The organism is Mesorhizobium sp. M7A.F.Ca.US.005.03.1.1, from assembly GCF_003997975.1.
In the GTDB taxonomy this organism is placed as follows: domain Bacteria; phylum Pseudomonadota; class Alphaproteobacteria; order Rhizobiales; family Rhizobiaceae; genus Mesorhizobium; species Mesorhizobium ciceri.
In genome coordinates this window covers 23,883-49,206 of sequence record NZ_RZRO01000034.1, presented here as the reverse complement: position 1 = coordinate 49,206, position 25,324 = coordinate 23,883, and the positions used below count along the sequence as shown (strand labels likewise).

Below are 25,324 nucleotides of genomic sequence, written 5' to 3'. Positions count from 1 at the left end.
CGTTGGCTTCCCGACCGGCCATGATGCAGCCACAGCCACTTTTTCGTGAAGCTGAACGGGTTGATCCGCTCGCCTGTCTGCCTAGGTAGAAAGGAGCGGCGGGCGCCACGCAAAATCTGACAATCGGGCAAATCTGACAGTCGGCATGACATTTTCCTGCATTCGAAAGCTTGGCCTCGCTGCTCTCTGTGTCGGCATCCAGTCTTCCTGCGTCGTTCCCGACGATACGTCGCGTATCGCCAAGGTTGATCCAACGGCGGCGGCTGCCCGCAAGGAGATGGTCGGCCTCAGCGAAGCCGATGTTCGAATGTGCGCCGGGTTTCCGACCGCCACCGCCGACGCCGGCCAATCGGGCCAGATCTGGACCTACAAGCGCATCGTCCAGCGCGGCAATCTCAGCATTGTGGTTCCGACGTTGGCGGTCGGCGCGATCCCGGCGGTCGGCGGCTCCGTCAATGTCGCTCCCGGCGGCTATTGCGATACGCAAATTCGCATGGTCGATGGCCGTGTCGCCGAAGTTGCCTATGCCGGCGACAACAATTTGCCGAACAGGCGCGACGCGCTTTGTGTCAGCACGGTGGACGCCTGTGTGACCTATGCCCGCCAACACGGCCAGAGGCCGGCGGCCAAATAGCCGGCGGCAGCGAAACGGCGATGGCAGGTCATGCAAATGTCGTTGAGGGCTTGACTGACCCGCCGGACCGAATACGCTAGCGCAAAATACCGGCTCTGATCGCCGGGCGGCAAAAATGCCTCGTATGCCTCGCCCTTCCGGCGCAGGCTGCGGGGCATTGTCATTTTGGGGTCCTGTTTGAAACGGCGCATCGAGATCGGCATCCTGTATTCCCGCTCGGGGAGCTATCAGCTCGTATCCGATGCGTGCCGCATCGGCGCCATGCGCGCCATAGCCGACATCAACGCCGATCGCAGCTCAGCCATCGAACTGGTGCCGGTGGAGCGCGATCCGCAAAGCAATGCGGACCGCTACGCAACGCTTTGCGAAGATATCTTCAAGACCAGCAGCGCACGCCATGTCATCGGCTGCGTCACCTCCTGGAGCCGCAAGGAAACCATTCCGGTCTTGGAGAAAGCCGGCGGCATGCTCTGGTACGCCTGCCCCTATGAGGGCTTCGAAGCCAATGAGCATGTCGTCTACATGCACGCCTGCCCCAACCAGCATCTGGTGCCGCTGATGGCGCATGTCGTGCCGCGTTTCGGCGCCAACGGCTTCCTGCTCGGCTCGAACTACATCTGGGGCTGGGAGATGAATCGCGTCGCGCGCGACCTGATCGCGGATGCCGGCGGCAAGGTGCTGGGCGAACGCTACCTGCGCATCGGCGAGACCGACGTGTCGCGGCTGATCGCGGAGATCCGCGCCACGCGGCCGAACTTCATCCTCAACAATTTGATCGGCACCTCGTCCTACGCCTTCCTCGCGGCCTATCGCGACCTAGGTCACGAGGATGCCGCCTTCAGTCCCGAGACCTGTCCCGTCATCTCCTGCAACCTGACCGAAGGTGAGCTGCCGGCGATCGGTGAATCCGGCAAGGGACATCTGTCGGTCGGGCCGTATTTCGCGCCGCGCCCGGCTGCCTTTGCCTCATCCTTCGAGGCCTCCGCCTATGCCTCGGTGCAGGTGATGGCCGACGTGCTTTCCAGCAATCCCGACGCCGGTCCGGCGGAATTCTCCAAAGCCTTCGCCGAACGCCGCTTCTCCACCCGGCTCGGTCCGATCGCCATCGACGCCCACTCGCAGCATGCGACACTGCCGGTGATCATCGGGCGCATCGCGGACGGCTTCTTCGAGGTCGTCAGCCGCGAAGACGAAGTCGCGCCGGATCCGTATCTGTCGCGCTACGACCCGGCAAAAACATTCGGCCGCCCGCGCCTGAGGGTGGTGTCGTGACCAGAGCCCCACGCATCCCCAATCTCGGCGGCGCCAGGGCGTTTATCCTGCATCGCCCGCATCCGACGGTGCAGGCGATCACCAGGCAATTGTCGGCCATCGGGCTGATCACGCTGGATTGCTGGCCGGAACTGCCGCCCGAGGCGCTGGCCGCCGATTTCGTCTTCTTCGACGCCGATCTCGGCTTTGACGAGCAGTTTCCGTGGAAGCCGGGCGAGGCACCGATGCCGCTGGTGGCGCTGATCGGTTCCGAGGCGCCGGGCCGCATCGAATGGGCGCTGTCGCATAAGGCCGATGCGCAGCTGCTGAAGCCGGTCGGCAATGCCGGCGTCTACAGCGCGCTGCTGATCGCGCGCCAGAGTTTCGAGGCGCGAAAACACCTGGCCAGCGAGATCGCCTCGCTTCGCCAGCGCGTTGCCGAGCGCCAGACCATCGTGCGCGCGGTGACGGCACTGGCGAAAGGCGCCGATGACGGCCGCGCCTATGCGCAGCTGCGCTCGCTGGCGATGAGCTGGCAGATCAGCGTCGAGGATGCCGCGCGGCGGATCGTGGCCATGACAAGCGAAGAAGCAACAGGGGAAGAAGGCGGCGATGACCAGTCCCATCGTGCCTGATCTCACCGCGCCAGGGCGCATGCCGGTCAAGCCGCGCGCCGGCGTCTGGCGCCGGCTGGTCAGGCGCCGTCTGGCTCTGCTCGGGCTGGTCATCGTCGCCATCGTCGTTGCCGGCGCCGTGCTGGCGCCATGGCTGACTGGCTATGATCCCAACGAGCAGATGTTCGACGGCCTGACCATCGAGGGCTCGCCCTTGCCGCCGGATGCAAAATTCTGGCTGGGCACCGACTTGCTCGGCCGCGACCTCCTGACCCGCATCCTCTACGGCGCCCGCACCTCGCTGATCATCGGCATCGTCGCCAATGGCGTGGCGCTGTTCATTGGCACGCTGGTCGGTGTTGTCGCCGGCTATTTCCGTGGCTGGATCGGCAGCGCGCTGATGCGTTTCACCGATTTGATGATGGCGTTTCCGGCACTGCTGCTCGCCATTTGCCTGGCCGCGGTGTTCGAGCCCAGCCTGTGGATCGTCGCCATGGTCATCGCTTTGGTCAACTGGGTGCAGACCGCCCGCGTCATCTACACCGAGACCTCATCGCTGGCGGAGCGTGAGTTCATCGATGCCGAACGCACCATCGGCGCGAGCGCGCCGCGCATCCTGTTTCGCCACATCCTGCCGCATCTCTTACCGACCATCATCGTCTGGGGCACGCTCGGCATCTCGACCACCGTGCTGCTCGAGGCGACGCTCTCTTTCCTCGGCATCGGCGTCCAGCCGCCCACGGCGTCCTGGGGCAACATCATCTTCGAGAACCAGACCTATTTCCAGGCCGCACCCTGGCTGGTGTTCTTCCCCGGTGCCGCGATCCTGGCGCTGGCGCTGGCTTTCAACCTGATCGGCGATGCGCTGCGCGACATTCTCGATCCGACGCAGAGGGGCCGGGCATGATCGCCTATCTCGGCCGCCGCCTCATCCAGTCGCTGCTGATCCTGCTCGGCGTCTCGCTGATCACCTTCGCGCTGCTCTATCTCCTGCCGGCCGATCCGGTGCGCCAGATCGCCGGCCGCAGCGCCACGCCGCAGACGGTCGAGAACATCCGCCAGCAGCTCGGCCTCGACCAGCCGTTCGTCGTCCAGTACTGGCGCTATCTCACGAAGCTCGTCAGCGGCGATCTCGGCCGCTCCTACATCCAGCGCTCCGAAGTCACCGAGCTGATCGTTTCGCGGCTGCCGGCCAGCCTGTTGCTGATGGTCGGCGCCATCCTGTGCGAGCTGTTGCTCGGCCTGAGCATGGGCCTGATCGCCGCCGTCAAGCGCGGCACCGCCACTGACCAGACGCTGATGGTCGCCTCCTTCGTCGGCGTCTCGGCGCCGCAATTCGTCGTCGGTCTGCTGCTGCTCTACGTCTTTGCCGTGCGGCTCAGCTGGTTCCCGATCGGCGGCTACGGCACCTGGCGTCATCTGGTGCTGCCGTCACTGACCATGGGAATCCTCGGCGCCGGCTGGTACGCGCGCATGATGCGCTCGTCGATGATCGACGTGCTGCGCCAGGATTACGTGCGCACCGCCCGCGCCAAAGGCCTGGCGCGGCGAGCTATCCTGTTCCGCCATGCGCTGCCCAACGCCATCCTGCCGGTGATCGCCATGATCGGCATCGACATAGGCATCTTCATGGGCGGCATCGTCGTCGTCGAAAGCGTATTCGGCTGGCCCGGCATCGGCCAGCTCGCCTGGCAGGCCATCCAGCGCGTCGACATCCCGATCATCATGGGTGTGACGCTGGTGTCGGCCTTCGCCATCGTGCTGGGCAATCTGCTGGCCGACATCATCGCGCCCTTCATCGACCCCCGCATCAAGCTCAGATGAAATGAAAACCAGACAGAGAAAGGGAACATAAAAATGAAAAAGTTTCTCGCATCCACGGTAGCGGCATCGGCGCTGGCGCTGATGCTCGGCGTGACGAGCGTTCGCGCCGAGGACGCCGTCGATCCGAACGCCAAGCAGGGCGGCGCCATCACCATCACCTACAAGGACGACGTCGCCACGCTCGATCCGGCGATCGGCTATGACTGGCAGAACTGGTCGATGATCAAGAGCCTGTTCGACGGGTTGATGGACTACGAGCCGGGCACCACCAATTTGAAACCCGACCTCGCCGAAAGCTACGAGATTTCGCCCGACGGCAAGACCTTCACCTTCAAGCTGCGCCATGGCGTGAAATTCCACAATGGCCGCGAGATGACGGCCGACGACGTGAAATATTCGCTCGACCGCGTCACCAATCCGAAGACGCAGAGCCCCGGCGCCGGCTTCTTCGGCTCGATCAAGGGCTATGACGATGTCGCCGCCGGCAAGGCCGAGAGCCTCTCCGGCGTCACTGTCGTCGACCCTTACACGGTCAAGTTCGAACTGACCCGCCCCGACGCCACCTTCCTGCATGTGATGGCCATCAACTTCGCCCATGTCGTGCCGAAGGAAGAGGTCGAGAAATACGGCGCCGATTTCGGCAAGCATCCGGTCGGCACCGGCGCCTTCAAGCTCGCCGAGTGGACGCTCGGCCAGCGCATCGTCTTCGAGCGCAATGCGGACTACTGGCACAAGGGCCTGCCGCATCTGGACAAGATCACCTTCGAGATCGGCCAGGAGCCGATCGTGGCGCTGCTGCGCCTGCAGAAGGGCGAGATCGACGTCCCCGGCGACGGCATTCCGCCAGCAAAATTCCAGGAGGTGATGGCCGATCCCGAGCAGAAGGCACGCGTCGTCGAAGGCGGCCAGCTGCACACCGGCTATGTCACCATGAACACCACCATGGCGCCGTTCGACAATGTTAAGGTGCGCCAGGCAGTCAACATGGCGATCAACAAGGCGCGCGTCATCCAGATCATCAACGGCCGCGCCGTGCCGGCCAACCAGCCGCTGCCGCCGTCGATGCCGGGCTACGACAAGGAATACAAGGGCTATCCCTATGACGTCGCCAAGGCCAAGGCGCTGCTCGCAGAGGCTGGCCACCCCGACGGCTTCGAGACACAGCTGTTTGCCATGAACACCGATCCCAACCCGCGCATCGCCCAGGCGATCCAGCAGGATCTGGCGGCGATCGGCATCAAGGCCAGCATCCAGTCGCTGGCGCAGGCAAACGTGATTGCCGCCGGCGGCGACAAGGCCGGCGCACCGATGATCTGGTCCGGCGGCATGGCCTGGATCGCCGACTTCCCGGATCCGTCGAACTTCTACGGCCCGATCCTCGGCTGCGCCGGTGCGGTGCCCGGCGGCTGGAACTGGTCGTGGTATTGCAACAAGGATCTCGACGCCAAGGCGGCCGAGGCCGACTCGGTGGTCGACCCGGCTAAATCAGGCGAACGCGACAAGATGTGGAGCGCCATCTACGACAAGGTGATGGAAGACGCGCCCTGGGCGCCGGTCTTCAACGAGCAGCGCTTCACCATGAAATCGGCGCGCATGGGCGGCGCCGACAACCTCTATGTCGACCCGGTTCATATCCCGATCAACTACGACAATGTGTACGTAAAAGATGTGCAATAACTGCGACTACACCATCCATGGGCGCCAACATCATTTCGGCTGGGACAATTCGTTTGCCCCGGCCGAGCGGGTGGCGCCCGGCTCGACGATCGAGTTCCAGTGCCTCGATTCCTCCGGCGGCCAGTTGCAGGCCGGCAGCACGGTCGCCGACGTCGCCAAGCTCGACTTCGCCACCGTCAATCCGGTGACCGGGCCGATCTTCGTCGAGGGCGCCGAGCCGGGTGACGCGCTGAAGGTGACGATCGAGATGTTCAAGCCGTCCGGCTTCGGCTGGACGGCCAACATTCCGGGCTTTGGGCTGCTCGCCGACGACTTCAAGGAGCCGGCGCTGAACATCTGGAAATACGACGCTGCCTCGCTCGAGCCGGCGCTGTTCGGCAAGAATGCGCGTGTGCCGTTGAAACCCTTCGCCGGCACCATAGGCAACGCGCTGGCGGAAAAGGGCCACCACTCGGTGGTGCCGCCAAGGCGCGTCGGCGGCAATCTCGACATCCGCGATCTCGCCGCCGGCACCACGCTCTATCTGCCGGTGGAAGTGGCGGGCGCGCTGTTTTCGGTTGGCGACACCCATGCCGCGCAAGGTGACGGCGAGGTCTGCGGCACGGCGATCGAAAGTCCGATGGACGTCGTGCTCAAGCTCGACCTGGTCAAGGATGCCAGGCTGAAGACGCCGCGCTTCACCACGCCAGGCCCGGTGACGCGCCATCTCGACGCCAAGGGCTATGAGGTGACGACCGGCATCGGTCCGGACCTGATGACCGGCGCCAGGGAAGCGGTTGCGCAGATGGTCGACCTGCTCGCCGGTCGTTATCACATCGACCCAGTCGAGGCCTATATGCTGGCCTCGGTCTGCGGCGATCTCCGCATCAGCGAGATCGTCGACATGCCGAACTGGGTGGTGTCGTTCTACTTTCCGCGCTGCGTGTTTGAATGAGGAGGGGGGTGTGCCGGAGTAAATCCCTCTCCGGGTCACGCGCGCAATGATCGCCGCCAGCGAACCCATACTCGACATCGCCAACCTCTCCGTCAGCGTGCGCGGCGAGGAGGGCGAGCGCGAGGTCGTCTCCGACCTGTCGCTGACGTTGTCTCGTGGCGAGACGCTGTGCATTGCCGGTGAATCCGGCTCCGGCAAGTCGATGACCGCTCTGGCCATCATGCAGCTTCTGCCGCAGCCTGCCGCCAGGATTTCATCCGGCAAGGTCCATCTCGGCGATACAGATCTGACGATTCTGGACGAGCGCCGGATGCGGCGCATTCGCGGCAACCGCATCGCCATGATCTTCCAGGAGCCGATGACCTCACTCAACCCGGTGCTGTCGATCGGCCGGCAGCTCACCGAATCCATCGAGGCGCATACCTCCCTGTCGCAGAGCGAGGCTCGCCAGCGTGCCATCGAGGCGCTGAAGGCGGTGCGCATTTCGGAAGCCGAAAGCCGGCTAAAGCAGTTTCCGCACGAACTGTCCGGCGGCATGCGCCAGCGGGTGATGATCGCCATGGCGCTGGCGCTCGAGCCGGACGTGCTGATCGCCGACGAGCCGACGACGGCGCTCGACGTCACCGTGCAAGGCGAGGTGCTGGAACTTTTGCGCGATCTGCAGCGCCAGCATGGCACCAGCGTCATCCTCATCACTCATGACATGGGCGTCGTCGCCGAAATGGCCGACCGCGTCATCATCATGCGGCATGGCCGCATGGTCGAAGAGGGAAAAACCGCTGACATTTTCGCCAGGCCGCAAGCCGGCTACACGCGCGAGCTGCTGGCCGCCGTGCCGCGCATCGGCAGCGGTATCGGTCGCCAGGAATCCAGGAGTGCCGAGACGGCAACGCCGGCCAATGTCGCTGACGTCAAGGACCTGCATGTCCGTTTCGACCTGCATGGCGGCTTCTTCGGCCGGGTCACTCGTCGCGTCCACGCCGTCGAAGGCGTCAGCTTCTCGATCGCGCCCAACGAGACGCTGGCGCTGGTCGGCGAATCCGGTTGTGGCAAGTCGACCACCGCCAAGGCGCTGGCCGGACTGGTGCCCTACAGCGGCGACATCGCCATTGGCGGCCGCAATCTGTCCGGCCTCGGCCGCGACGAGCGCAAGGCGGTGCGCCGCGACGTGCAGATGATTTTCCAGGACCCCTATGCCTCGTTGGACCCACGCATGCGTGTCGGCGACCTCGTCGCCGAGCCGCTGCTGATCCACGGCATCGCCTCGAAGGAAGAGCGCAGCGAGCGTGTCGCGGCGCTGTTCGAGCGCGTCGGCCTGTCGCCCGATCAGATGGAACTCTATCCGCATGAATTCTCCGGCGGCCAGCGCCAGCGCGTCTGCATTGCCCGCGCGCTTGCACTGCGGCCGAAGCTGATCATCGCCGACGAAAGCGTCTCGGCGCTCGACGTCTCGGTGCAGGCGCGCGTGCTCGATCTGTTGAAGGAGTTGCAGCGCGAATTCGGCGTCGCCTATCTCTTCATCTCGCATGACATGGCGGTGGTCGAGAACATCTCCGACCGCGTCGCCGTCATGTATCTCGGCCAGATCGTCGAGATGGGCACCCGCGACCAGGTCTTTTCCAACCCGCGCCATCCCTACACCAGGCGCCTGATCGAAGCCGTGCCCGTGCCCGATCCCGCGCGGCGCAGAAGCCGCTTCGCGCGCCTCGACCAGGAAATCCCGAGCGCCACCCGCAGGATCGGCGAGGCGCCGCTGAAACTGGCGCTGAGGGATGTCGGCAACGGCCATCTCGTCGCCGCCGAGGACTGAGCCGGCACTGCCGCCGGGCGGTTCACATGTTTGTGTCTCTATCTCTCGCCCAAGGCTCGCGTTCCGCCGCCAAACCGTATCGCTTCGAACACTAAATCCCTAACGGCCTCTTGCCCTCTGTCCCTATCTTCCTCATGTTCAATACCATTGCGATGATCGATCATAGGAGGGTCGGTCGGATTCATCGCTATGGGAGGAAGTCAACCATGAAGGTAAGCCTTTTCGTTTCCGCGGCACTTCTCGCCGCATCCGCGATCCCCGCTTCGGCCGCCGAAATTTCCGACGGCAAGGTCAAGATCGGCATCCTCAACGACCAATCGGGCGTCTACGCCGACTTCGGCGGCAAGTGGTCGGTCGAGGCGGCCAAGATGGCCGTCGAGGATTTCGGCGGCAAGGTGCAGGGAGCGCCGATAGAAATCATCAGCGCCGACCACCAGAACAAGCCGGATATCGCCTCCAACATCGCCCGGCAGTGGTACGACACCGAGCAAGTCGATGCCATCATGGAACTGACGACCTCTTCGGTAGCGCTCGCCGTCCAGGGGATTTCCAAGGAAAAGAAGAAGATCGACATCGTCACCGGCGCGGCAACCACGGAGCTGACCGGCAAACAGTGCTCGCCCTACGGCTTCCACTGGGCCTATGACACTCACTCGCAGGCGGTGGGTACCGGCGGCTCTCTCGTGCAGCAGGGCGGCGACAGCTGGTTCTTCGTCACCGTCGACTATGCATTCGGCTACTCGCTGAAGGATCAGACCACCAAGTTCGTCGAAAGCCATGGCGGCAAGGTGCTGGGCGAGGTGCGTTATCCCCTGGGATCGACCGATTATTCGTCCTTCCTGCTGCAGGCGCAATCGTCGGGCGCCAAGGTCATCGGCCTGGCCAATGCCGGCCTCGATACCTCCAACTCCATCAAGCAGGCGGCCGAATTCGGCATCGTGCAGGGCGGTCAGCGTCTTGCCGCACTCCTGTTCACGCTGGCCGAGGTGCATGGGCTTGGCCTTCAAGCGGCGCAGGGCGTCGTGTTGACCGAAGGCTATTACTGGGATCGCGACGACAAGAGCCGCGAATTCGGGCAGCGCTTCTTCAAGCGCACCAACCGCATGCCGAACATGATCCAGGCCGCGACCTATTCGGCGGTGACACAGTATTTGAAGGCGATCGACAAGGCCGGCACGGACGAGACCGAAGCCGTCGCCAAGCAGCTGCATTCGATGCCTGTGGACGACGCGGTGATAACCAACGGCAAGGTGCAGGCGGACGGCAACATGGTCCACGACATGTACCTCTACCAGGTCAAGTCGCCAGCCGAGAGCACCGAGGATTGGGACTACTACAAATATCTCGCCACCATTCCAGGCAACGAGGCCTTCCTCAGCGAGAAGGAAAGCGGCTGTCCGACGGCCGGCCAGTGATCGGCGCGGCCGATGGCGCCGACTGACCTGGACGCGAACGAGCCGCGGGTTGTGCTTTCCGCCCGCGGGTTGCGACGCGACTTTGCCGGCTTCATCGCCGTCAAAAACGTCGATCTCGATGTCCGCCATGGCAACATCCATGCCCTGATCGGACCCAACGGCGCCGGCAAGACGACCGTCTTCAACCTGCTCACCAAGTTCCTGGCGCCGACCAGCGGCAGGATCGAGCTGCTTGGCCACGACATCACCCGCACCTCGCCGGCCAGGGTTGCGCGGATGGGGCTGGTGCGCTCGTTCCAGATATCGGCGATTTTTCCGCACCTCAGCGTGCTCGACAATGTCCGCGTCGCGCTGCAGCGGCCGGGTGGTCTTGCCGTTCAATTCTGGCGCTCGCTCGCGGCGCTCGACCGGCTGACCCCGCGCGCCGAGGAATTGCTGCGCTCGGTTGGTCTCGACGACGCCAGGAACAGGCTCGCCGGCGATCTTTCCTATGGCAGGAAACGCGTGCTGGAGATCGCCACGACGCTCGCGCTCGATCCGAAAGTGCTGCTGCTGGACGAGCCGATGGCCGGCATGGGGCATGAGGACGTGGCCACGGTTTCCAGCCTCATCCGTTCGGTTGCCAGGGATCGCGCCGTGCTGATGGTCGAGCACAATCTGACCGTGGTGGCCGACCTTTGCGACTGGATAACGGTCATGCAGCGCGGCGAGGTGCTGGCCGCTGGCGACTACGCCACCGTTAGCCGCGACGAGCGCGTCAAGATCGCCTATATGGGCACCGCCGATGACTAGTGCCGCACCTCTGCTTGCCGTCACCGGCCTCAACGCCTGGTATGGCGAGGGCCATGCGCTGCACGGTGTCGATCTGGAAGTGTTTGCCGGCGAGACGGTCACGCTGCTCGGCCGCAATGGCGTCGGCAAGACGACGACGCTGCGCGCCATCATGGGGTTGATCCGCAAGCGGACCGGCCGGATCGCCTTCGACGGCAAGGACCTGATGCGGCTGCCGCTGCACCGCACCGCCCATCAAGGCATCGGCTTCGTGCCGGAGGAGCGCGGCATCTTCGCAACGCTGACCGTGGACGAGAATCTGATTCTGCCGCCGGTCGTCGCGCAGGGCGGCATGAGCGTCGAGGAGATATTCGATCTGTTCCCCAATCTGAAGGAGCGGCGCAACAGTCCCGGCACCAGGCTGTCGGGCGGCGAACAGCAGATGCTGGCGATCGCGCGCATGCTGCGAACCGGCGTGAAGATGCTGCTTCTCGACGAACCGACGGAGGGGCTCGCTCCCGTCATCGTGCAGCGCATCGGCGCGTTGCTGGCGACGTTGAAAAAGCGCGGCATGACGATCCTGCTGGTCGAGCAGAACTTCCGCTTCGCCAGTCGCGTCGCCGACCGTTTCTACCTGATGGAGCACGGCAAGGTGGTGGCGGGGTTTCCGGTCGGCGAACTGCCGGACCGCATGGCGCAGCTCCACGAAGTCCTGGGTGTATGATGGCGCCATGACGATGATCTTCGGAATCCCGGTTCAGGCCTTCCTCGGCCAGTTGCTGGTCGGCCTGATCAACGGCTCGTTCTACGCCATGCTGAGCCTGGGCCTGGCCGTCATATTCGGCTTGCTGCGCGTCATCAATTTCGCCCATGGCGCCCAGTATATGTTCGGCGCCTTCGTCGGCTACCTGCTTCTCACCCATCTCGGCATCGGCTATTGGCCCGCTTTGATCCTTGTGCCGCTGATCGTTGGCGTCTTCGGCGTCGTGGTCGAGCGCCTGGCGCTGTCGAGGCTGTACGATCTCGATCCGCTCTACGGGCTGCTCTTCACCTTCGGCCTCGCGCTCGTGCTCGAAGGCATCTTCCGCTATTATTACGGCGTCTCGGGAAACCCTTACGCCGTGCCGCCGCTGCTTGCCGGCGGCACCAATCTCGGCTTCATGTTCCTGCCCAACTATCGCGGCTGGGTCGTGGTCGCCTCGCTGATCGTCTGCTTCGGCACCTGGGCGCTGATCGAGAAGACCAGGCTTGGATCCTATCTGCGCGCGGCAACCGAGAATCCCCGTCTCGTCCAGGCTTTCGGCGTCAACGTGCCGTTGCTGCTGACCCTCACCTACGGCCTTGGCTCCGCGCTGGCCGGGCTTGCCGGCATTCTAGCAGCACCGATTTATCAGGTGAGCCCGCTTATGGGATCGGACCTCATCATCGTCGTCTTCGCGGTGGTGGTGGTCGGCGGCATGGGATCGATCCTCGGTGCGATCGTCACCGGCTACATGCTTGGCCTCGCCGAGGGCCTGACCAAGGTCTTCTACCCCGAGGCCTCCAATCTCGTGGTCTTCGTCATCATGGCCATCGTGCTTCTGGTCCGGCCGGCTGGCCTGTTCGGAAGGGACGCTTGACATGTCGGAAGGGACATCTGACATGACCGAACTGACGCTTCGCGAGGCATCGGCCAAAACCTCGGCACGGCTGGAATGGATGCTGGTCGGGCTCGGCATCCTGGCGCTGCTGGTAGCGCCTTTCCTGATCTATCCGATCTTCCTGATGAAGATGCTGTGTTTCGCGCTGTTTGCCTGCGCGTTCAATCTTCTGCTCGGCTATACCGGGCTCTTATCGTTCGGCCACGCCACCTTCTTCGGCGGGGCCGCCTACTTCACTGCGCATGCCGTCAAGGTCTGGGGCTGGCCGCCGGAAGCCGGCATTCTGCTCGGCATGGCGGGTGCGGCCTTGCTCGGCCTTGTCATGGGCTTTTTCGCAATTCGCCGGCAAGGCATCTATTTCGCCATGATCACGCTGGCGCTGTCGCAGATGTTCTTCTTCTTCTGTGTGCAGTCGCCCTTCACGCAAGGCGAGGACGGCATTCAGGGCGTGCCGCGCGGCATGCTGCTTGGCGTCCTCGACCTGAACGTCTCGCTGAACATGTATTACTTCGTGCTGGCGGTGTTCCTGATCGGCGTCTTCGCCATCTGGCGCATCGTCAACTCGCCGTTCGGCATGATCCTGCGCTCGATCCGCGAGAACGAGAACCGCGCCATTTCGCTGGGCTATTCCGTCGCCAACTACAAGCTGGGCGCCTTCGTCATGTCGGCGGCCCTGGCCGGGCTGGCCGGCTCGCTCAAGGCGATCGTTTTCCAGTTCGCCACGCTCACCGACGTCACCTGGCAGATGTCGGGCGAGGTGATCCTGATGACGCTTCTCGGCGGCATCGGCACCATGGTCGGGCCGATCATCGGCGCCAGCCTTGTCATTGGCCTGGAAAACACGCTTGCCACTTCCGGCTTTCCGGTGACCATCGCCACCGGCCTCATCTTCATGGTGTGCGTGCTGATCTTCCGGCGCGGCATCGTCGGCGAATTTTATGCGCGGATTTTCAAGCGGGCGGGCAAGGACTGAGCACCGGAATCTGGGGGCCGCACGCCAATGTTGGACAACTACGCGGTGGACGGGTTTGGCGTGATCCACCAGGTCGACTCCAAACCGATCAAGTATGACAAGCAGTATATTTCCTATTACGAGGACCTGAGTGACCGGACCATCAAGCTCGGATATCAGCGACTCGGCTGGGTGCTGGGGATCACTGGCGAGATTCCCCGGTCCGTGCTGGAGATTGGATATGGCACCGGCACATTCATCGAAGCCGCGAAAATAACCGGGGTCGCCGACTGCGCCGGCTGCGACATAACCAGGTTTCCGCTGCCCAAGGGCGTCCGCTTCGTCGATTGGGATGAGGCGCTCTCCAGCTCGTGGGATCTCGTCGCCATGTTCGATGTGCTTGAGCATATCCCGGATCTGGGTTTCCTCGCCCGGCTTAAGGCCCGCTACCTGGCCGTCGCCGTCCCTTATTGCCGCTGGCGCGAGCTCGGCGCCGACGGCGACGCCTGGTTCCGGACGTGGCGTATGCGTCTTCCCGACGAGCACCTCCACCACTTCGATCGTGACTCGCTGGTGGCACTCCTCGCACACAGCGGCTTCGAATGCATGACGCTGAACTGCTTCGAGGACGGGATCAGACTGCGCCCTGGGGAAGTGGGTCCGAATATCCTGTCCGGATTCTTTAGAAAGCTATAGACCTCGATCAAATCGATGCGGCTGCTTGGGACCTGGGGCAATCGCGACAATCGCCCGATCGGTACGGGAGCACTGCTGTGGGCAAATCGTGATGCGCGCATTCTTTCGATTGGTTGCCGTTATGATCGTGGTGTCCGGTGTGACCGGCTGCACCAGTGTTTCATATTATGCGCAATCCGTGCAGGGTCATCTGCGGATCATGACGGCGCGCCAGGATGTCGGAAAACTGATCGAGGACCCTTCGACGCCGAAGGCATTGCGCGCTCGAATGGCATCGGCGAGCGCCATACGACAGTTCGCAACGGATGAACTGGCGCTGCCCGACAACAACAGCTACCGCAGCTATGTCGATATCGGTCGGGACTCGGTGACATGGGCCGTCTTCGCCGCGCCGGCATTCTCGCTGACGCCGCGAACATGGTGTTTTCCCGTTTTCGGCTGCGTGCCCTACCGGGGATATTTCTCCAGGAAGTCCGCAATTGAAACCGCTGCCGAACTTCAAGGACAGGGCATGGATGTCTATGTGACGGGCATCACCGCATATTCCACGCTTGGCTGGTCGAGTGACCCGCTGCTGAGCACGATGTTCAGCGAGGATAAAACCTATCTTGCAGGGCTGGTGTTCCATGAATTGGCCCACCAGCGCGTCTACGTGCACGACGATTCCGCATTCAACGAGTCGTTCGCTGTCGCCGTCGAAACGACCGGCGTGAAAAAATGGCTGCGCGCGGCTGGCGATACCGCAGCATTGCGCCGTTACGAAGCCGCCCGGAGGCGCAAAGCTGAATTTCTTGCGCTGGTGTCGCAAACACGGGACGAGTTGGCGAAAGTCTATTCCAACGCCGGAACCTCGGAGCAAAAACTGGCCGCGAAGACGGCCGCGATCGAACGGCTGCGGATGCGCTACCGACACATGCGCGACAGGCGCTGGGGCCGATACCGGGGATACGATGCCTGGTTCGCTTCCCCGATCAACAATGCAAAGCTCGCCGCGACTTCCGTCTATAGCGATCGGGTGACCGCGTTTCTCCGCCTGTTCGATCTGTGCTCGGGCGACTATGTCAGGTTCTATGCGTCGGTCCGACGGATTGGCGCACTGGACCAAGCTCACCGTGCCGAAGCCCTTGCGGCGGCAGATCGCTGTTATTGAGTCGGTCGAAGTGACGGCCAGAAGTGTCGCGATTTATGATTTTGGTGGAATGAATCGCCTATGCACTCGGCAGCCGATGGAGGAGTTGAGTGGATCATTGGTTGGCCGAGCTCCAAAACCTCTCCGACATGATGGGCCGGTAACGGACCGGCAGGTTCCGGCATCCGACAAGTGACAGCGGCCGCTGAATTCGGTGGACTAACGTCTCAAATTGGCCCAATGCGGATATCCCGCGTTGCAGCGCTGGATTTTGAAAGCTCAGTGACATCGGACTATTGTTGAGGCTGTCGCAAACCCTTTGCAGCGCTGTATGACAGGCGTTCGCGGGAGACAATCATGTTGAAGGCTACCGAAGAGGAGATCGAGGAGGTCCAGGAATACTTTGAATGGCAGGCGCCCGACCTCGAAGTGACCTTTATGCAAAAGGTCTACTCGGAATCTGTCCTGAACACTCGCCACGATGTGTGGGATATCCATACCAACAAGGATCGCTGGTGGGTCATCACGGGCGGCACAAACCTCTACTCTCAGGAGCAGTTCCCAAATATGGACCTTGCTCTCACCTTCCATATTGGCCTGATGCTCCGCATTCCGCGTACGGAAAAACAACAGGAGGGAGATCTACGCATACTCCCGTTCGGTCCCGTCTTCGAGAAGATGGAAGAATCCGGCACCGCTGTGACGCAAGCGCATAATCTCGCGGACTATCAAGCTGTAGGCGTCCGCTGCCGGGAGGCGCTTCTCGAACTGATCAGTGTCGCGCAGGACGCGGCAATATGGACAGGCACGCTGCCACAACGTGCGAACTTCCGCGTTTGGACGGAGATCATCTGCAACGATCTTCTGCCGGGCGACACCAACAAAGAGCGTCGCGGGACCCTCAAGAGTGCGCTTGAGTCCGCATGGACGTTTTCAAACTGGCTGACGCATTCAAAGTCGGCCACTTGGATTGATGCCGAGATGGCGCAATCGTTGATCCAACACGCCATCGGCATGGCGACATCACTAATCATTCGCGAGTTGCGCGGGGTGCCTCCGGAGTGCCCGAACTGCGGTTCGCCGCATCTCGAACCCGAGCATGGCGGAAATAATGAGGCACCCGGTATACTTTGGGAACGACCGCGCTGCGCCGACTGCGGATGGGCAGGCAGGCCAGTTCCAATCCTTGATCTCGAGGACGGACGGCCAATCATCACACGCGAAGGCGAAGAAACCGACGAGTGCAGCATAATGACGGTACCGTTACGAACGATCCTGAAGCCGGGACGATCGAACCGCTGAGGAACATAGAGACCGGCCCCCCCGAACACGTCGTCTATTTTGCCTACGGGTCAAACATGTCGACCGCCCGGCTGCGCGAACGCATGCCGAGCTGCAAGCCACTCGGCATCGCCACCTTGCCGGGTCATGAACTCCGTTTTCATAAGCGTAGCGTCGACAAGTCCGCGAAGTGCAACGCATTGGCCACTGGCAACGAGAATAGCGTGATCGGGGTTCTGTTCAGCTTCGACCCTGCCGAACGTGCTGAGCTAGACAAGGCCGAAGGCGTCGGAATTGGCTACGAGCACGCGACGGTCACGGTCATTAATGACAAAGGTCGTAGGCGAAAGGTCCTTACATATCTCGCCACTTCCGACTACATCGACGACAGCCTCAAACCTTATAGCTGGTATAAGGACTTTGTCCTTGCAGGTGGCAGAGAACACGGACTGTCACCGGAGTATATTGCCAAATACATCCAGTCGGTTGAGGCGATCGAAGATTCCGACAAGACACGGGACAATAAGCAGCTGGCCACGCTCGGAAGTTTCGGGCGGTGAGACTACGGTGTCGGGGCAAGTTGCCCGGCCACACTGCGGACCCGATGTCCGCTTAAAGCGCAACACGCGACCGCATTCAGATGTATGCTTTGGGTAGCCGCAATCAACATCGTTGCGGCAAACATACAGCGCAGTCCCGACGTCCAGATGGCGACGGACCGAATCGAGAAACGGCGCGGTTGAGATCGCCCGTGCGCGGTTCTATTGGTCCGAAAACGTCACGCTCACGCCGCGTTGCCGAAAATAAGCCTGCATCAACTTGCGGCCCGAGCGGTTGTTCTGCGCCAGCTTGGTCGGATCGAACACCGCCTGTTTGATCCCCTCTCGCGTCAGCGCCGCCTTAAGCGCCGCGATATGTGTGTCGATGTCGGCATTGTCCGCCCGGAGCGAGGCATAGATGCTCTCGGTCGCCTCGGCCACGGTCAGTTCGCTCATTGGTGTCGTCCTTTGGTTGGTTGGGCGGCGCTTAGCACAGATTCGCGGTCCGCCGATACCGAGACCGTCAGTACAAAGCGCCCATCGTGAAATCGAACCGTCCTTATGGGGCTTCGTAGAGTTCCAGCGGCAATCCATCCGGGTCCCTGAAAAAGGTAAACCGTTGGTCTGTGTATGGATCGATCCGGATTGGCTCGACGGCAACGCCTGCGGCTTCCAGGCGGATAATCACGGGATCAAGATGAGCCACCGCGAATGCCAGATGTCTCAGGCCTGTAGCCTCTGGGTGGGACGGCCGCATCGCCGGTGCAGGGAAGGAGAACAATTCCATTTGGGCCGACCCGATCCGCAGATCCGCCTTCCATGACTGCCGCTCCTCCCGATAAACCTCCCGGATCAGATCGAGGCCGAGGAGTTCGACGTAGAACCGTCGCGACCGGTCGTAGTCGGTGCAGATGAGCGCGACGTGGTGAATGGCGTTCAGCATGCTGCTAACCCTGGTCAAGCTGGGAGATGAGGCCAAGGCGCTTCAAGGCCTGGATCGTCGCGCCCTCGCCACGGTGCTGATCAACCCCGAGCCCATTATCCATAACACCCGCGTTCCACCGCCAGCCGCCGCACCAGCGCCAGCACGGCATCGATGGTCGGGGTCGGCTTGTCCGTTAGCCTGCCAAGTTCCTGTACCGCGCTCACCAGCGCGTCGATCTCCATCGGCCGGCCACGCTCCAGGTCCTGCAGCATCGAGGTCTTGTGCTCGCCGACATCGCCGGCGCCCTTGATGCGCCGGTCGACCGCGATGGGAAAACGCACGCCGAGGCTTTCGCCGATCGCCTGCGCCTCCAGCATCATGGTGCGGGCGAGCGTGCGGGTGCCCTCGTCGGCAACGATCGCGGCAAGCGTGCTGCCGGTCAGCGCCGAGATCGGGTTGAAGGAGAGATTGCCCCACAGTTTTACCCAGATCTCGCTGCGGATGTCTTCGCGCACCGGCGCCTGCAAGCCGCCCTTGACCATCTCCTCGGCCAGAAGCGTGACCCGTTCGCTGCGCTCGCCCGAGGGTTCGCCGAGCGAGAAGCGTTTGCCCTCGACATGGCGGATGAGCCCCGGCGCATCTACCTCGACCGCGGGATAGACGACCGAGCCGATGACGCGGTCCGGTCCAATCCGCTGCCAGATCGCGCCGCCGGGATCGACCGCGTTCAGCCTGGTGCCTTCGAGTGGCCCGCCGACGCCGTGGAAATACCACCACGGCACGCCGTTCTGCATGGTGACGACTGATGTGTGGTCCCCAAGCAGCGGTGCGATCTGGTCGAGCGCCGGGGTGAGGGAATGGGCCTTCAGCGCCAGCACGACATAATCCTGCACGCCAAGTTCCTCGGCCTTGGCGGCGGCCCGGACGGGGACGGACGTCTCCTGGCCATCCTCGATCAGGCGCAGGCCATCTGCCTTGATCGCTTCCAGATGGGCGCCGCGCGCGACGATCGAGAGATCGGTGCGGCCGGCGGCGGCAAGCTTGGCAGCGAGATAGCCGCCGATCGCACCGGCGCCGAAGATGGTGATCTTCATCGTCAAAGCCCGAGTTTGGCGGCAAGGCCGATGCGCTGCAATTTGCCGGTCGCGCCCTTGGGGATCTCGTCCAGGATCAGGATCTTGCGCGGCACTTTGAAGTCGGCAAGCCGCGTCGCGGCATAGGTGCGGATGTCGCCCTCAGTGGCGCTGATGCCTTCGCGCAGCACAACCGCCGCCGCCACCTCCTCGCCAAGCTTGTCATGCGGCATGGCGAAGGTGACGACCTGCGCCACCGCCGGATGGTCCATCAGCACATCGTCGACCTCGAGTGGCGAGATCTTTTCGCCGCCGCGATTGATGATCTCCTTGAGCCGACCGGTGACCCTGAGATAGCCATCCCCGTCCAGCACGCCCTGGTCGCCGGTGTGGAACCAGCCATGCGCGAAAGCCGTGGCGTTGGCATCCGGGTTCTTTTCGTAGCCCGTCGTGACATTGGGCCCGCGGATGACGATCTCGCCGGTCTCGCCTGCATCGAGCAGCCGCCCGTCGGGCGCCATCACAGCCACCTCCGGCCCGGCGGAGGCACCAACGCTGCCGGGCTTGCGCTGGCCCGGCGGCAGCCGGTTCGAGGCCATCTGGTGAGCCGCCTCGGTCATCCCGTAGGATTCGATCACTGGGCAGCCGAAGGTCGCTTCCAGCTCGGTCATGACCTGCGCCGGCAGCGACGCCGAGGACGAGCGGATGAAGCGCAGGCGCGCCGCCGCCAGCGCCTCGGTGTTGCGTGCCGCGCGGGCCAGGATCGCCTGATGCATGGTCGGCACCGCCGTGTACCAGCTCGGCTGCGCCTCGCTCAGCCACTGGAAGAAGCGCAGCGCGTTGAAACCCGGCGTGCAGTAGATGCTGCCGCCGGCAGCCAGCGACGACAGCACGGCCGCGATCAGGCCGTGAATGTGGAACAGCGGCATGATATTGAGGCAACGGTCATCGGCCGTCAGGCCAAGGGTGCCGCCGATATGAGCTGCCGAGGCCGCGATGTTGGCATGGCTGAGCGGCACCAGTTTTGGACGCGATGTCGTGCCGGAGGTATGCAGCAGCAGCGCAATGTCGCTGTCTTGCGCCATGTCGGGCGGGGCCTTCGGTCCGATCGCCGCGCCCTCGATAGCAAAACTGCCGGCGGGTGTGCCGGGCTGCACGACAAGCCGCAGCACGCCGATGCCGAGGCGCTCGGCCACCGTCACCGCGGGGCCGGTCTCACCCTCCGCGACAAGGATCGCCTTGGCGCCGATGTCGGTCAGGTAGAAATCGAGCTCGTCGGCCCGGTAGGCGGGGTTGAGCGGCGCCGTCGAGGCGGCGGCCGCCACGGCGACGAAGGCGGTGGCCATCTCGGGCCCGTTCGGCAGCACGATCGCTACCCTGTCGCCGCGGCCGATGCCGCGCGCATGCAGCTGTTTTGCCGTGTCGGCGATCATGCTGCGCAATCCGCCATGGCTGAGCGTTGCCCTATCGAGCGCCAGAATGGCGGGGGCGTCGTCGGCGCCGGCGGCCAGACGGCGGGAGAGATCTGCGTGGGTTTCAGTTTGGGTCATGATCACCGGCTGGATTTCGAACGATTACTGGCGAGAGCCCTTCTGACGGGCTTGCCTCGATATGGGCGCCATTGGACAACGGATCGCCTCAATAGCCAAGCGCCAAACCATCCTTGCGCGGATCGGAAGCGCCGGTCAGCGTCCCCTTCTCCCAGTCGATCAGCACCACTTGCCCGCCGCCAAGCGGATGATGCGGTTCGGCGATGCGGTGGCCGCGCCGGCGCAGGCCCTCGGTTGCATCAGTGGGAACGCCACGCTCGGCTTCCACTGTGTCATCGTTGTAAAACACCCTCGGCGCATCCAGTGCCTGCTGCGGGTCCATGCCGAAATCGATCATGTTGGTGAGCAGGTGGACATGGCCAAACGGCTGGTAACCGCCGCCCATGACGCCGAACGGCATCACCACGCGGCCGTTCTTCGTCGCCATGCCCGGCATGATCGTGTGCATCGGCCGCTTGCCCGGCGCGATCGCGTTCGGATGCGCCGGGTCGAGGCGGAAGCTCGAACCACGGTTCTGCAGCACGATACCGGTCTTCGGGCCGACGACGCCACTGCCGAACGAATAATAGGTCGAGTTGATGAAGGAGACCGCGTTACGGTCGCGGTCGACGATGGAGATATAGACCGTGTCGCTGCCGGGCAGCTCGACGCGCGGCAGATGCGTCATGGCGCGGTCGCGGTCGATCTCGGCGCGTAGCCGGTCGGCATAGGCGCCGGACAGGAGCTGCTTCAGGGGCACCGGGACATGGTCCTGGTCGCCGACATAGCGGTCGCGGTCGCGGTAAGCCAGGCGCCCGGCCTCGATCTCCAGATGCAGGCGTTCGGCGCCGTTGGGGTCGAGCCCGCCAAGCTCGAAGCCCGACAGCAAATTGAGCATCAAAAGCGCCGTCAGCCCCTGATTGTTCGGCGGCATCTGGTGGATCTCATGGCCGCCATAGGAGGTGCTGACCGGCGCCACATAGTCGCCTCTGGTCGCGGCAAAATCCTCGGCCGTATGAAGTCCGCCCAATTCGTTGAGCCGGCTCACCATATCGTCGGCGACCGCGCCTTCGTAGAAACCGGACCGGCCGTGTTTGGCGATGATGCGCAAGGTCGCCGCCAGTTCCGGCTGCCGATGGACGTCACCCGCCTTCGGCGCCCTGCCGCCGGGCAGGAAGATGCGCGCGGCATGCTCGTCGGCCGACAGGTCGGTCTCCGGCTCGGCCCAGTCGAAGGCGACGCGGTCGTGCACGACATAGCCGTTCTCGGCATAGTGAATGGCCGGCGCCAGCGCCTCGGCAAGGCCCTTGCGGCCATGGTCTTCGAGCAGGCGGCTCCAGGCGTCGACGGCGCCCGGTACGGTGACCGCATGCGGACCCTGCAGCGGGATGCGGTCGAAGCCTTTTTCGAGATACCAGCCGACCGTCGCCCTGGCCGGCGCCCGGCCGGAGCCATTGAAGGCCAGCACATTGCCTTGTCCTCCGGGAGAATAAAGCACGAAGCAGTCGCCACCGATGCCCGTCGATTGCGGCTCGACCACACCCTGCACGGCGGCGGCGCAGACCGCGGCGTCCATGGCATTGCCGCCGGAGCGCAGCATGTCGATGGCCGCAAGCGTTGCAAGCGGATGCGAGGTCGCGGCAACCGCCTCGGTGGCACGAACCGGCGAGCGGCCGGGAAACTGGAAATCACGCATTCTGTCTGGATATCCCCTAGTCACTTCTGCAAATTGGTCACTTCTGCGAATTGATCTGGTGAAATCAATGCCGCCGGCCGAAGATCTGCGCAACCGACAACAGCACGACCGACAGAACGATCAGGCAGGTCGAGATGGCGGCGATCGTCGGGTCGATCTGGTCGCGCAGCGCATTGAACATGCGGCGCGTCAATGTCGTCGTCTCGCCGCCCGATATGAACAGCGAAACCACCACTTCGTCGAAGGAGGTGATGAAGGCAAACAGCGCGCCCGAGACAATCGAGAAGCGGATCTGCGGCATCGTCACCTGCCAGAAGGCGGCGACGCGGCCGGCGCCAAGGCTGCGCGCCACGCGCTCCTGGTTCATGTCGTAGGAGCGCAATCCCGACAGCACGGTCAGCACCACCAACGGCAGCGCCTGCACCGTATGCGCGATGACCAGGCCGGTCAGCGTGTTGTTGAGGCCGATGCGCGCATAGAGAAAGAAGGTGCCGATGCCGATCAGGATCACAGGGACGATGAGCGACGCCGTCAGCAGCGCGTTGATGGTGCCGTTGAAGCGCAGCGTGCCCCGGTTGATGGCATAGGCGGCCGCGGTGCCGAGCGGCGTCGCCACCAGCACGGTCATGACAGCCACCTTGACCGAGACGATCGTGGCATCGCGCCACTCCAGCGACCCGAAATAGGCCTGGTACCAGCGCAGCGACCATTGCTGCGGCGGGAATTGCAGCAGCGTCGAATCGGAAAACGACATGATGACGATGATGATCGACGGTGCGATCAGGAACAGCAGCACGAGGCCGCCGAAGCAATAGAGCCATAGGCGTTGCCGGTGCGAGATAGGCAGGCCGAGATCCCTACTCATCTCGAACTCCACACGCCGGTGGCACGCGCGCCGAGCAGCCACTGGAACAGGCCGAGAAGCGCCAGCGTCACCACCAGCAGCACCACGCCCAGTGCTGCACCCGCGCCCCAGTTTGAATAGAGGCTGGTGGTCTGTTCCATGCGCATCGCCCACATGATGACCTTGCCGCCGCCCATCAAAGCCGGCGTGACGAAGAAGCCCAGGCAGAGCACGAAGACGATGACCACGCCCGAGGCGAGGCCTGGCAGCGACAGCGGAAAGAAGATCTGCCGGAAGGTGGCAGTCGGGCCGGCGCCGAGATTCATGCCGGCGCGCAGGCAGTCGGTGTCGATGGTCTTCATCGAAGCGTAGAGCGGCAGCACCAGGAACGGCAGCAAGATATGCGTCATGCCGATGACGACGCCGGAAAAATTGTTGGCGAGCGATAGCGGCTGGCTGATGATTCCGAGATCGATCAGCCAGCTGTTGATCAGTCCCTTGCGCTGCAGGATCACCAGCCAGGCATAGGTGCGCACCAGAACCGATGTCCAGAACGGCAGGATGACGAAGATCAGGCAGATCGACGCCGCCCGCCGCGACAGTTGCGACAGCATGTAGGCCAAGGGATAGCCGAGCAGCACGCAGGCGCCGGTGACGATGAAGGCGACCTTGAAGGTGGTGATGAAGGTCTTGATGTAGGAGGCCTGCTCGAAGAATCGCGCATAATTGGCGGCGCTGAAGCCGCCCGCTTCGTCGAACAGCGACAGCCAGAACAGCCAGCCGATCGGCACGATGATGATGGCGAAGACCAGAAGCAGGCTTGGCGACAACAGCGCCAGCAGCCGTAGTGATTCACGCCGGGCGTCGGCGTGAAGTCCCTGCGTGTTGAGCTCCCGGCCTGCGGCGCTGCCGATCTCTTCCATGAGGGCGGGCTGCGCGCTCATCAGTCTGCCGCCACCAGGATCGTGTCCTGCGCATCGAGACCGAATGAGACTGGCTGGCCGGGCGCCGGCATTTTGGCCAGCACATCGCTGCGGCAATAGTCGCGCAAAGTCAGCTGGCGGCCGTCGCGCAACGCCGCGTAGCAGACGAAGCTGTCGCCCTGATAGATGATGTCGCTGACTTTCGCCTCGAGCACGTTGACGCCGCTTGTCGGTTCGGCGTCTGCCAGGAGCCGCAGCTTTTCCGGCCGCACCACCATCAGGTGCTGGCCTGCCGCCGGCACTGGTGCCGCGGTATGGATTCTCCGGTCCTCGTACCAGACGGAGCCGTTGCGGCACTCGACCGGAATGAAATTCGATTCGCCGATGAAGCCGGCCACAAATCGCGTTTGCGGCCTGGCGTAGAGGGTTTCAGGCTTGTCGAGCTGTTCGATGCGCCCGGCGTTCATGACCGCGATGCGGTCGGACATGGTGATGGCTTCGCGCTGGTCGTGCGTGACATAGACGGTGGTCATGCCGAGCCGGCGATGCAGGGCGCGCAGCTCGATCTGCATGTGCTCGCGCAGGCCCTTGTCGAGCGCCGACAAGGGTTCGTCCATCAGCACGATGCGCGGCTCGAAGACGATGGCGCGCGCCAGCGCCACACGCTGTCGCTGGCCGCCGGAGAGCTGGTCGACCCGGCGCTCGCCCAGGCCCTGCAATTTCACCAGATCGAGCGCCTTCTCGACACGTTCGGCCGTCTCGGCCGCGGCGACGCCGCGCTGCTTCAGCGGAAAGGCGATGTTGTGGAAGACGTTCATGTGCGGAAACAGCGCGTAGTTCTGGAACACCATGCCGATGTTGCGCTTGTGCGGCGGCGTGGTGATGATCTCGTCGCCGCCGACCCTGATCGAGCCGGCATTGGCCCGCACGAAACCGGCCAGGATCATCAGCAGCGTCGTCTTGCCGGAACCGGAAGGGCCGAGCAGCGTCAGGAATTCGCCGGCCTCGACATCGAGGTTAAGGTCGCGCAGCACAGGCACGCTGCCAAATCGTTTCTCGATCCCGCGCATGCCGATGGGCAACGCGGATGGCGCAATGGACAAGATTTTTCGCTCCTTAGCCGCAGAGAACAGGTGGCGAGGCAGTGGCTGGTTACGCTGCCCGCCG

The 25,324-nt window shown here is 63.5% G+C and carries 25 protein-coding genes; 17 read left to right on the top strand and 8 right to left on the bottom strand.

Annotation, left to right across the window (positions count from 1 at the left end):
- The first annotated feature begins 145 nt into the window (after positions 1–145).
- From EN990_RS16275 to EN990_RS36150, 17 genes are all read left to right on the top strand, one after another.
- Positions 146–634 (top strand): hypothetical protein, encoded by a 489-nt coding sequence (locus EN990_RS16275; protein ID WP_127368861.1) that lies wholly within the window; start codon positions 146–148, stop codon positions 632–634.
- Positions 635–811: 177 nt separating this feature from the next.
- Entirely contained in the window at positions 812–1,906 is a 1,095-nt protein-coding gene (locus tag EN990_RS16270; RefSeq protein WP_127368860.1) for a transporter substrate-binding protein, read from the top strand.
- Positions 1,903–2,520 carry an ANTAR domain-containing protein gene (locus EN990_RS16265; RefSeq protein ID WP_013528536.1) on the top strand — a complete coding sequence of 206 codons (618 nt, stop codon included), beginning with the start codon at positions 1,903–1,905 and terminating at the stop codon, positions 2,518–2,520. Before EN990_RS16270 ends, EN990_RS16265 begins: the two co-directional genes overlap by 4 nt.
- Positions 2,521–2,539: 19 nt before the next feature.
- Positions 2,540–3,406 (top strand): ABC transporter permease, encoded by an 867-nt coding sequence (locus EN990_RS16260; RefSeq protein WP_128278528.1) that lies wholly within the window; start codon positions 2,540–2,542, stop codon positions 3,404–3,406.
- The gene (locus EN990_RS16255; RefSeq protein WP_024502122.1) at positions 3,403–4,323 is read left to right on the top strand and encodes an ABC transporter permease; all 921 of its coding nucleotides are present in this window, start codon (positions 3,403–3,405) and stop codon (positions 4,321–4,323) included. Before EN990_RS16260 ends, EN990_RS16255 begins: the two co-directional genes overlap by 4 nt.
- Before the next feature lie 33 nt (positions 4,324–4,356).
- Positions 4,357–6,000, top strand: coding sequence for an ABC transporter substrate-binding protein (locus tag EN990_RS16250; RefSeq protein ID WP_127369941.1), 1,644 nt, complete (start codon positions 4,357–4,359; stop codon positions 5,998–6,000).
- A complete protein-coding gene (locus EN990_RS16245) occupies positions 5,990–6,934 on the top strand; it encodes an acetamidase/formamidase family protein (RefSeq protein WP_024502120.1) in 945 nt (314 codons plus the stop codon). Before EN990_RS16250 ends, EN990_RS16245 begins: the two co-directional genes overlap by 11 nt.
- 46 nt (positions 6,935–6,980) lie before the next feature.
- Positions 6,981–8,744, top strand: a complete 1,764-nt coding sequence (locus EN990_RS16240; RefSeq protein WP_127385257.1) for an ABC transporter ATP-binding protein — start codon at positions 6,981–6,983, stop codon at positions 8,742–8,744.
- 206 nt (positions 8,745–8,950) lie between these two features.
- Positions 8,951–10,159 (top strand): ABC transporter substrate-binding protein, encoded by a 1,209-nt coding sequence (locus EN990_RS16235; RefSeq protein WP_127369553.1) that lies wholly within the window; start codon positions 8,951–8,953, stop codon positions 10,157–10,159.
- 12 nt (positions 10,160–10,171) lie between these two features.
- Positions 10,172–10,951 (top strand): ABC transporter ATP-binding protein, encoded by a 780-nt coding sequence (locus EN990_RS16230; protein ID WP_013528529.1) that lies wholly within the window; start codon positions 10,172–10,174, stop codon positions 10,949–10,951.
- Positions 10,944–11,654 (top strand): ABC transporter ATP-binding protein, encoded by a 711-nt coding sequence (locus EN990_RS16225; protein ID WP_127369551.1) that lies wholly within the window; start codon positions 10,944–10,946, stop codon positions 11,652–11,654. The genes EN990_RS16230 and EN990_RS16225 overlap by 8 nt, the downstream gene beginning before the upstream one ends.
- 7 nt (positions 11,655–11,661) lie before the next feature.
- Positions 11,662–12,549, top strand: coding sequence for a branched-chain amino acid ABC transporter permease (locus EN990_RS16220; protein ID WP_024502116.1), 888 nt, complete (start codon positions 11,662–11,664; stop codon positions 12,547–12,549).
- A 22-nt stretch (positions 12,550–12,571) separates the two neighbouring features.
- Positions 12,572–13,543 carry a branched-chain amino acid ABC transporter permease gene (locus tag EN990_RS16215; RefSeq protein WP_024502115.1) on the top strand — a complete coding sequence of 324 codons (972 nt, stop codon included), beginning with the start codon at positions 12,572–12,574 and terminating at the stop codon, positions 13,541–13,543.
- 27 nt (positions 13,544–13,570) lie between these two features.
- Positions 13,571–14,218 carry a class I SAM-dependent methyltransferase gene (locus tag EN990_RS16210; protein WP_024502114.1) on the top strand — a complete coding sequence of 216 codons (648 nt, stop codon included), beginning with the start codon at positions 13,571–13,573 and terminating at the stop codon, positions 14,216–14,218.
- Between the two features lie 91 nt (positions 14,219–14,309).
- Positions 14,310–15,368, top strand: a complete 1,059-nt coding sequence (locus EN990_RS16205) for an aminopeptidase (protein ID WP_127369108.1) — start codon at positions 14,310–14,312, stop codon at positions 15,366–15,368.
- A gap of 336 nt (positions 15,369–15,704) precedes the next feature.
- Positions 15,705–16,649 carry a hypothetical protein gene (locus EN990_RS36155; protein WP_245460981.1) on the top strand — a complete coding sequence of 315 codons (945 nt, stop codon included), beginning with the start codon at positions 15,705–15,707 and terminating at the stop codon, positions 16,647–16,649.
- Between the two features lie 56 nt (positions 16,650–16,705).
- Positions 16,706–17,188, top strand: a complete 483-nt coding sequence (locus EN990_RS36150) for a gamma-glutamylcyclotransferase family protein (RefSeq protein WP_245460980.1) — start codon at positions 16,706–16,708, stop codon at positions 17,186–17,188.
- Positions 17,189–17,389: 201 nt separating this feature from the next.
- On the opposite strand, the gene EN990_RS16195 is transcribed toward EN990_RS36150, so the two are convergent.
- From EN990_RS16195 to EN990_RS16160, 8 genes are all read right to left on the bottom strand, one after another.
- A complete protein-coding gene (locus EN990_RS16195; protein ID WP_024502111.1) occupies positions 17,390–17,623 on the bottom strand; it encodes a hypothetical protein in 234 nt (77 codons plus the stop codon).
- Between the two features lie 103 nt (positions 17,624–17,726).
- Positions 17,727–18,110 (bottom strand): VOC family protein, encoded by a 384-nt coding sequence (locus tag EN990_RS16190; RefSeq protein WP_127369107.1) that lies wholly within the window; start codon positions 18,108–18,110, stop codon positions 17,727–17,729.
- Between the two features lie 95 nt (positions 18,111–18,205).
- Entirely contained in the window at positions 18,206–19,186 is a 981-nt protein-coding gene (locus tag EN990_RS16185; RefSeq protein WP_013528521.1) for a 2-dehydropantoate 2-reductase, read from the bottom strand.
- A gap of 2 nt (positions 19,187–19,188) precedes the next feature.
- The gene (locus EN990_RS16180; RefSeq protein ID WP_013528520.1) at positions 19,189–20,715 is read right to left on the bottom strand and encodes an acyl--CoA ligase; all 1,527 of its coding nucleotides are present in this window, start codon (positions 20,713–20,715) and stop codon (positions 19,189–19,191) included.
- 88 nt (positions 20,716–20,803) lie between these two features.
- Positions 20,804–22,390: a gamma-glutamyltransferase gene (ggt, locus tag EN990_RS16175; protein WP_013528519.1), complete on the bottom strand. Its 1,587-nt coding sequence runs from the start codon at positions 22,388–22,390 to the stop codon at positions 20,804–20,806.
- A 64-nt stretch (positions 22,391–22,454) separates the two neighbouring features.
- Positions 22,455–23,255, bottom strand: coding sequence for an ABC transporter permease (locus EN990_RS16170; RefSeq protein ID WP_127369843.1), 801 nt, complete (start codon positions 23,253–23,255; stop codon positions 22,455–22,457).
- The gene (locus tag EN990_RS16165) at positions 23,252–24,178 is read right to left on the bottom strand and encodes an ABC transporter permease (RefSeq protein ID WP_127369844.1); all 927 of its coding nucleotides are present in this window, start codon (positions 24,176–24,178) and stop codon (positions 23,252–23,254) included. The genes EN990_RS16170 and EN990_RS16165 overlap by 4 nt, the downstream gene beginning before the upstream one ends.
- The gene (locus tag EN990_RS16160; protein WP_013528516.1) at positions 24,178–25,260 is read right to left on the bottom strand and encodes an ABC transporter ATP-binding protein; all 1,083 of its coding nucleotides are present in this window, start codon (positions 25,258–25,260) and stop codon (positions 24,178–24,180) included. Before EN990_RS16160 ends, EN990_RS16165 begins: the two co-directional genes overlap by 1 nt.
- Between the last annotated feature and the right edge of the window lie 64 nt (positions 25,261–25,324).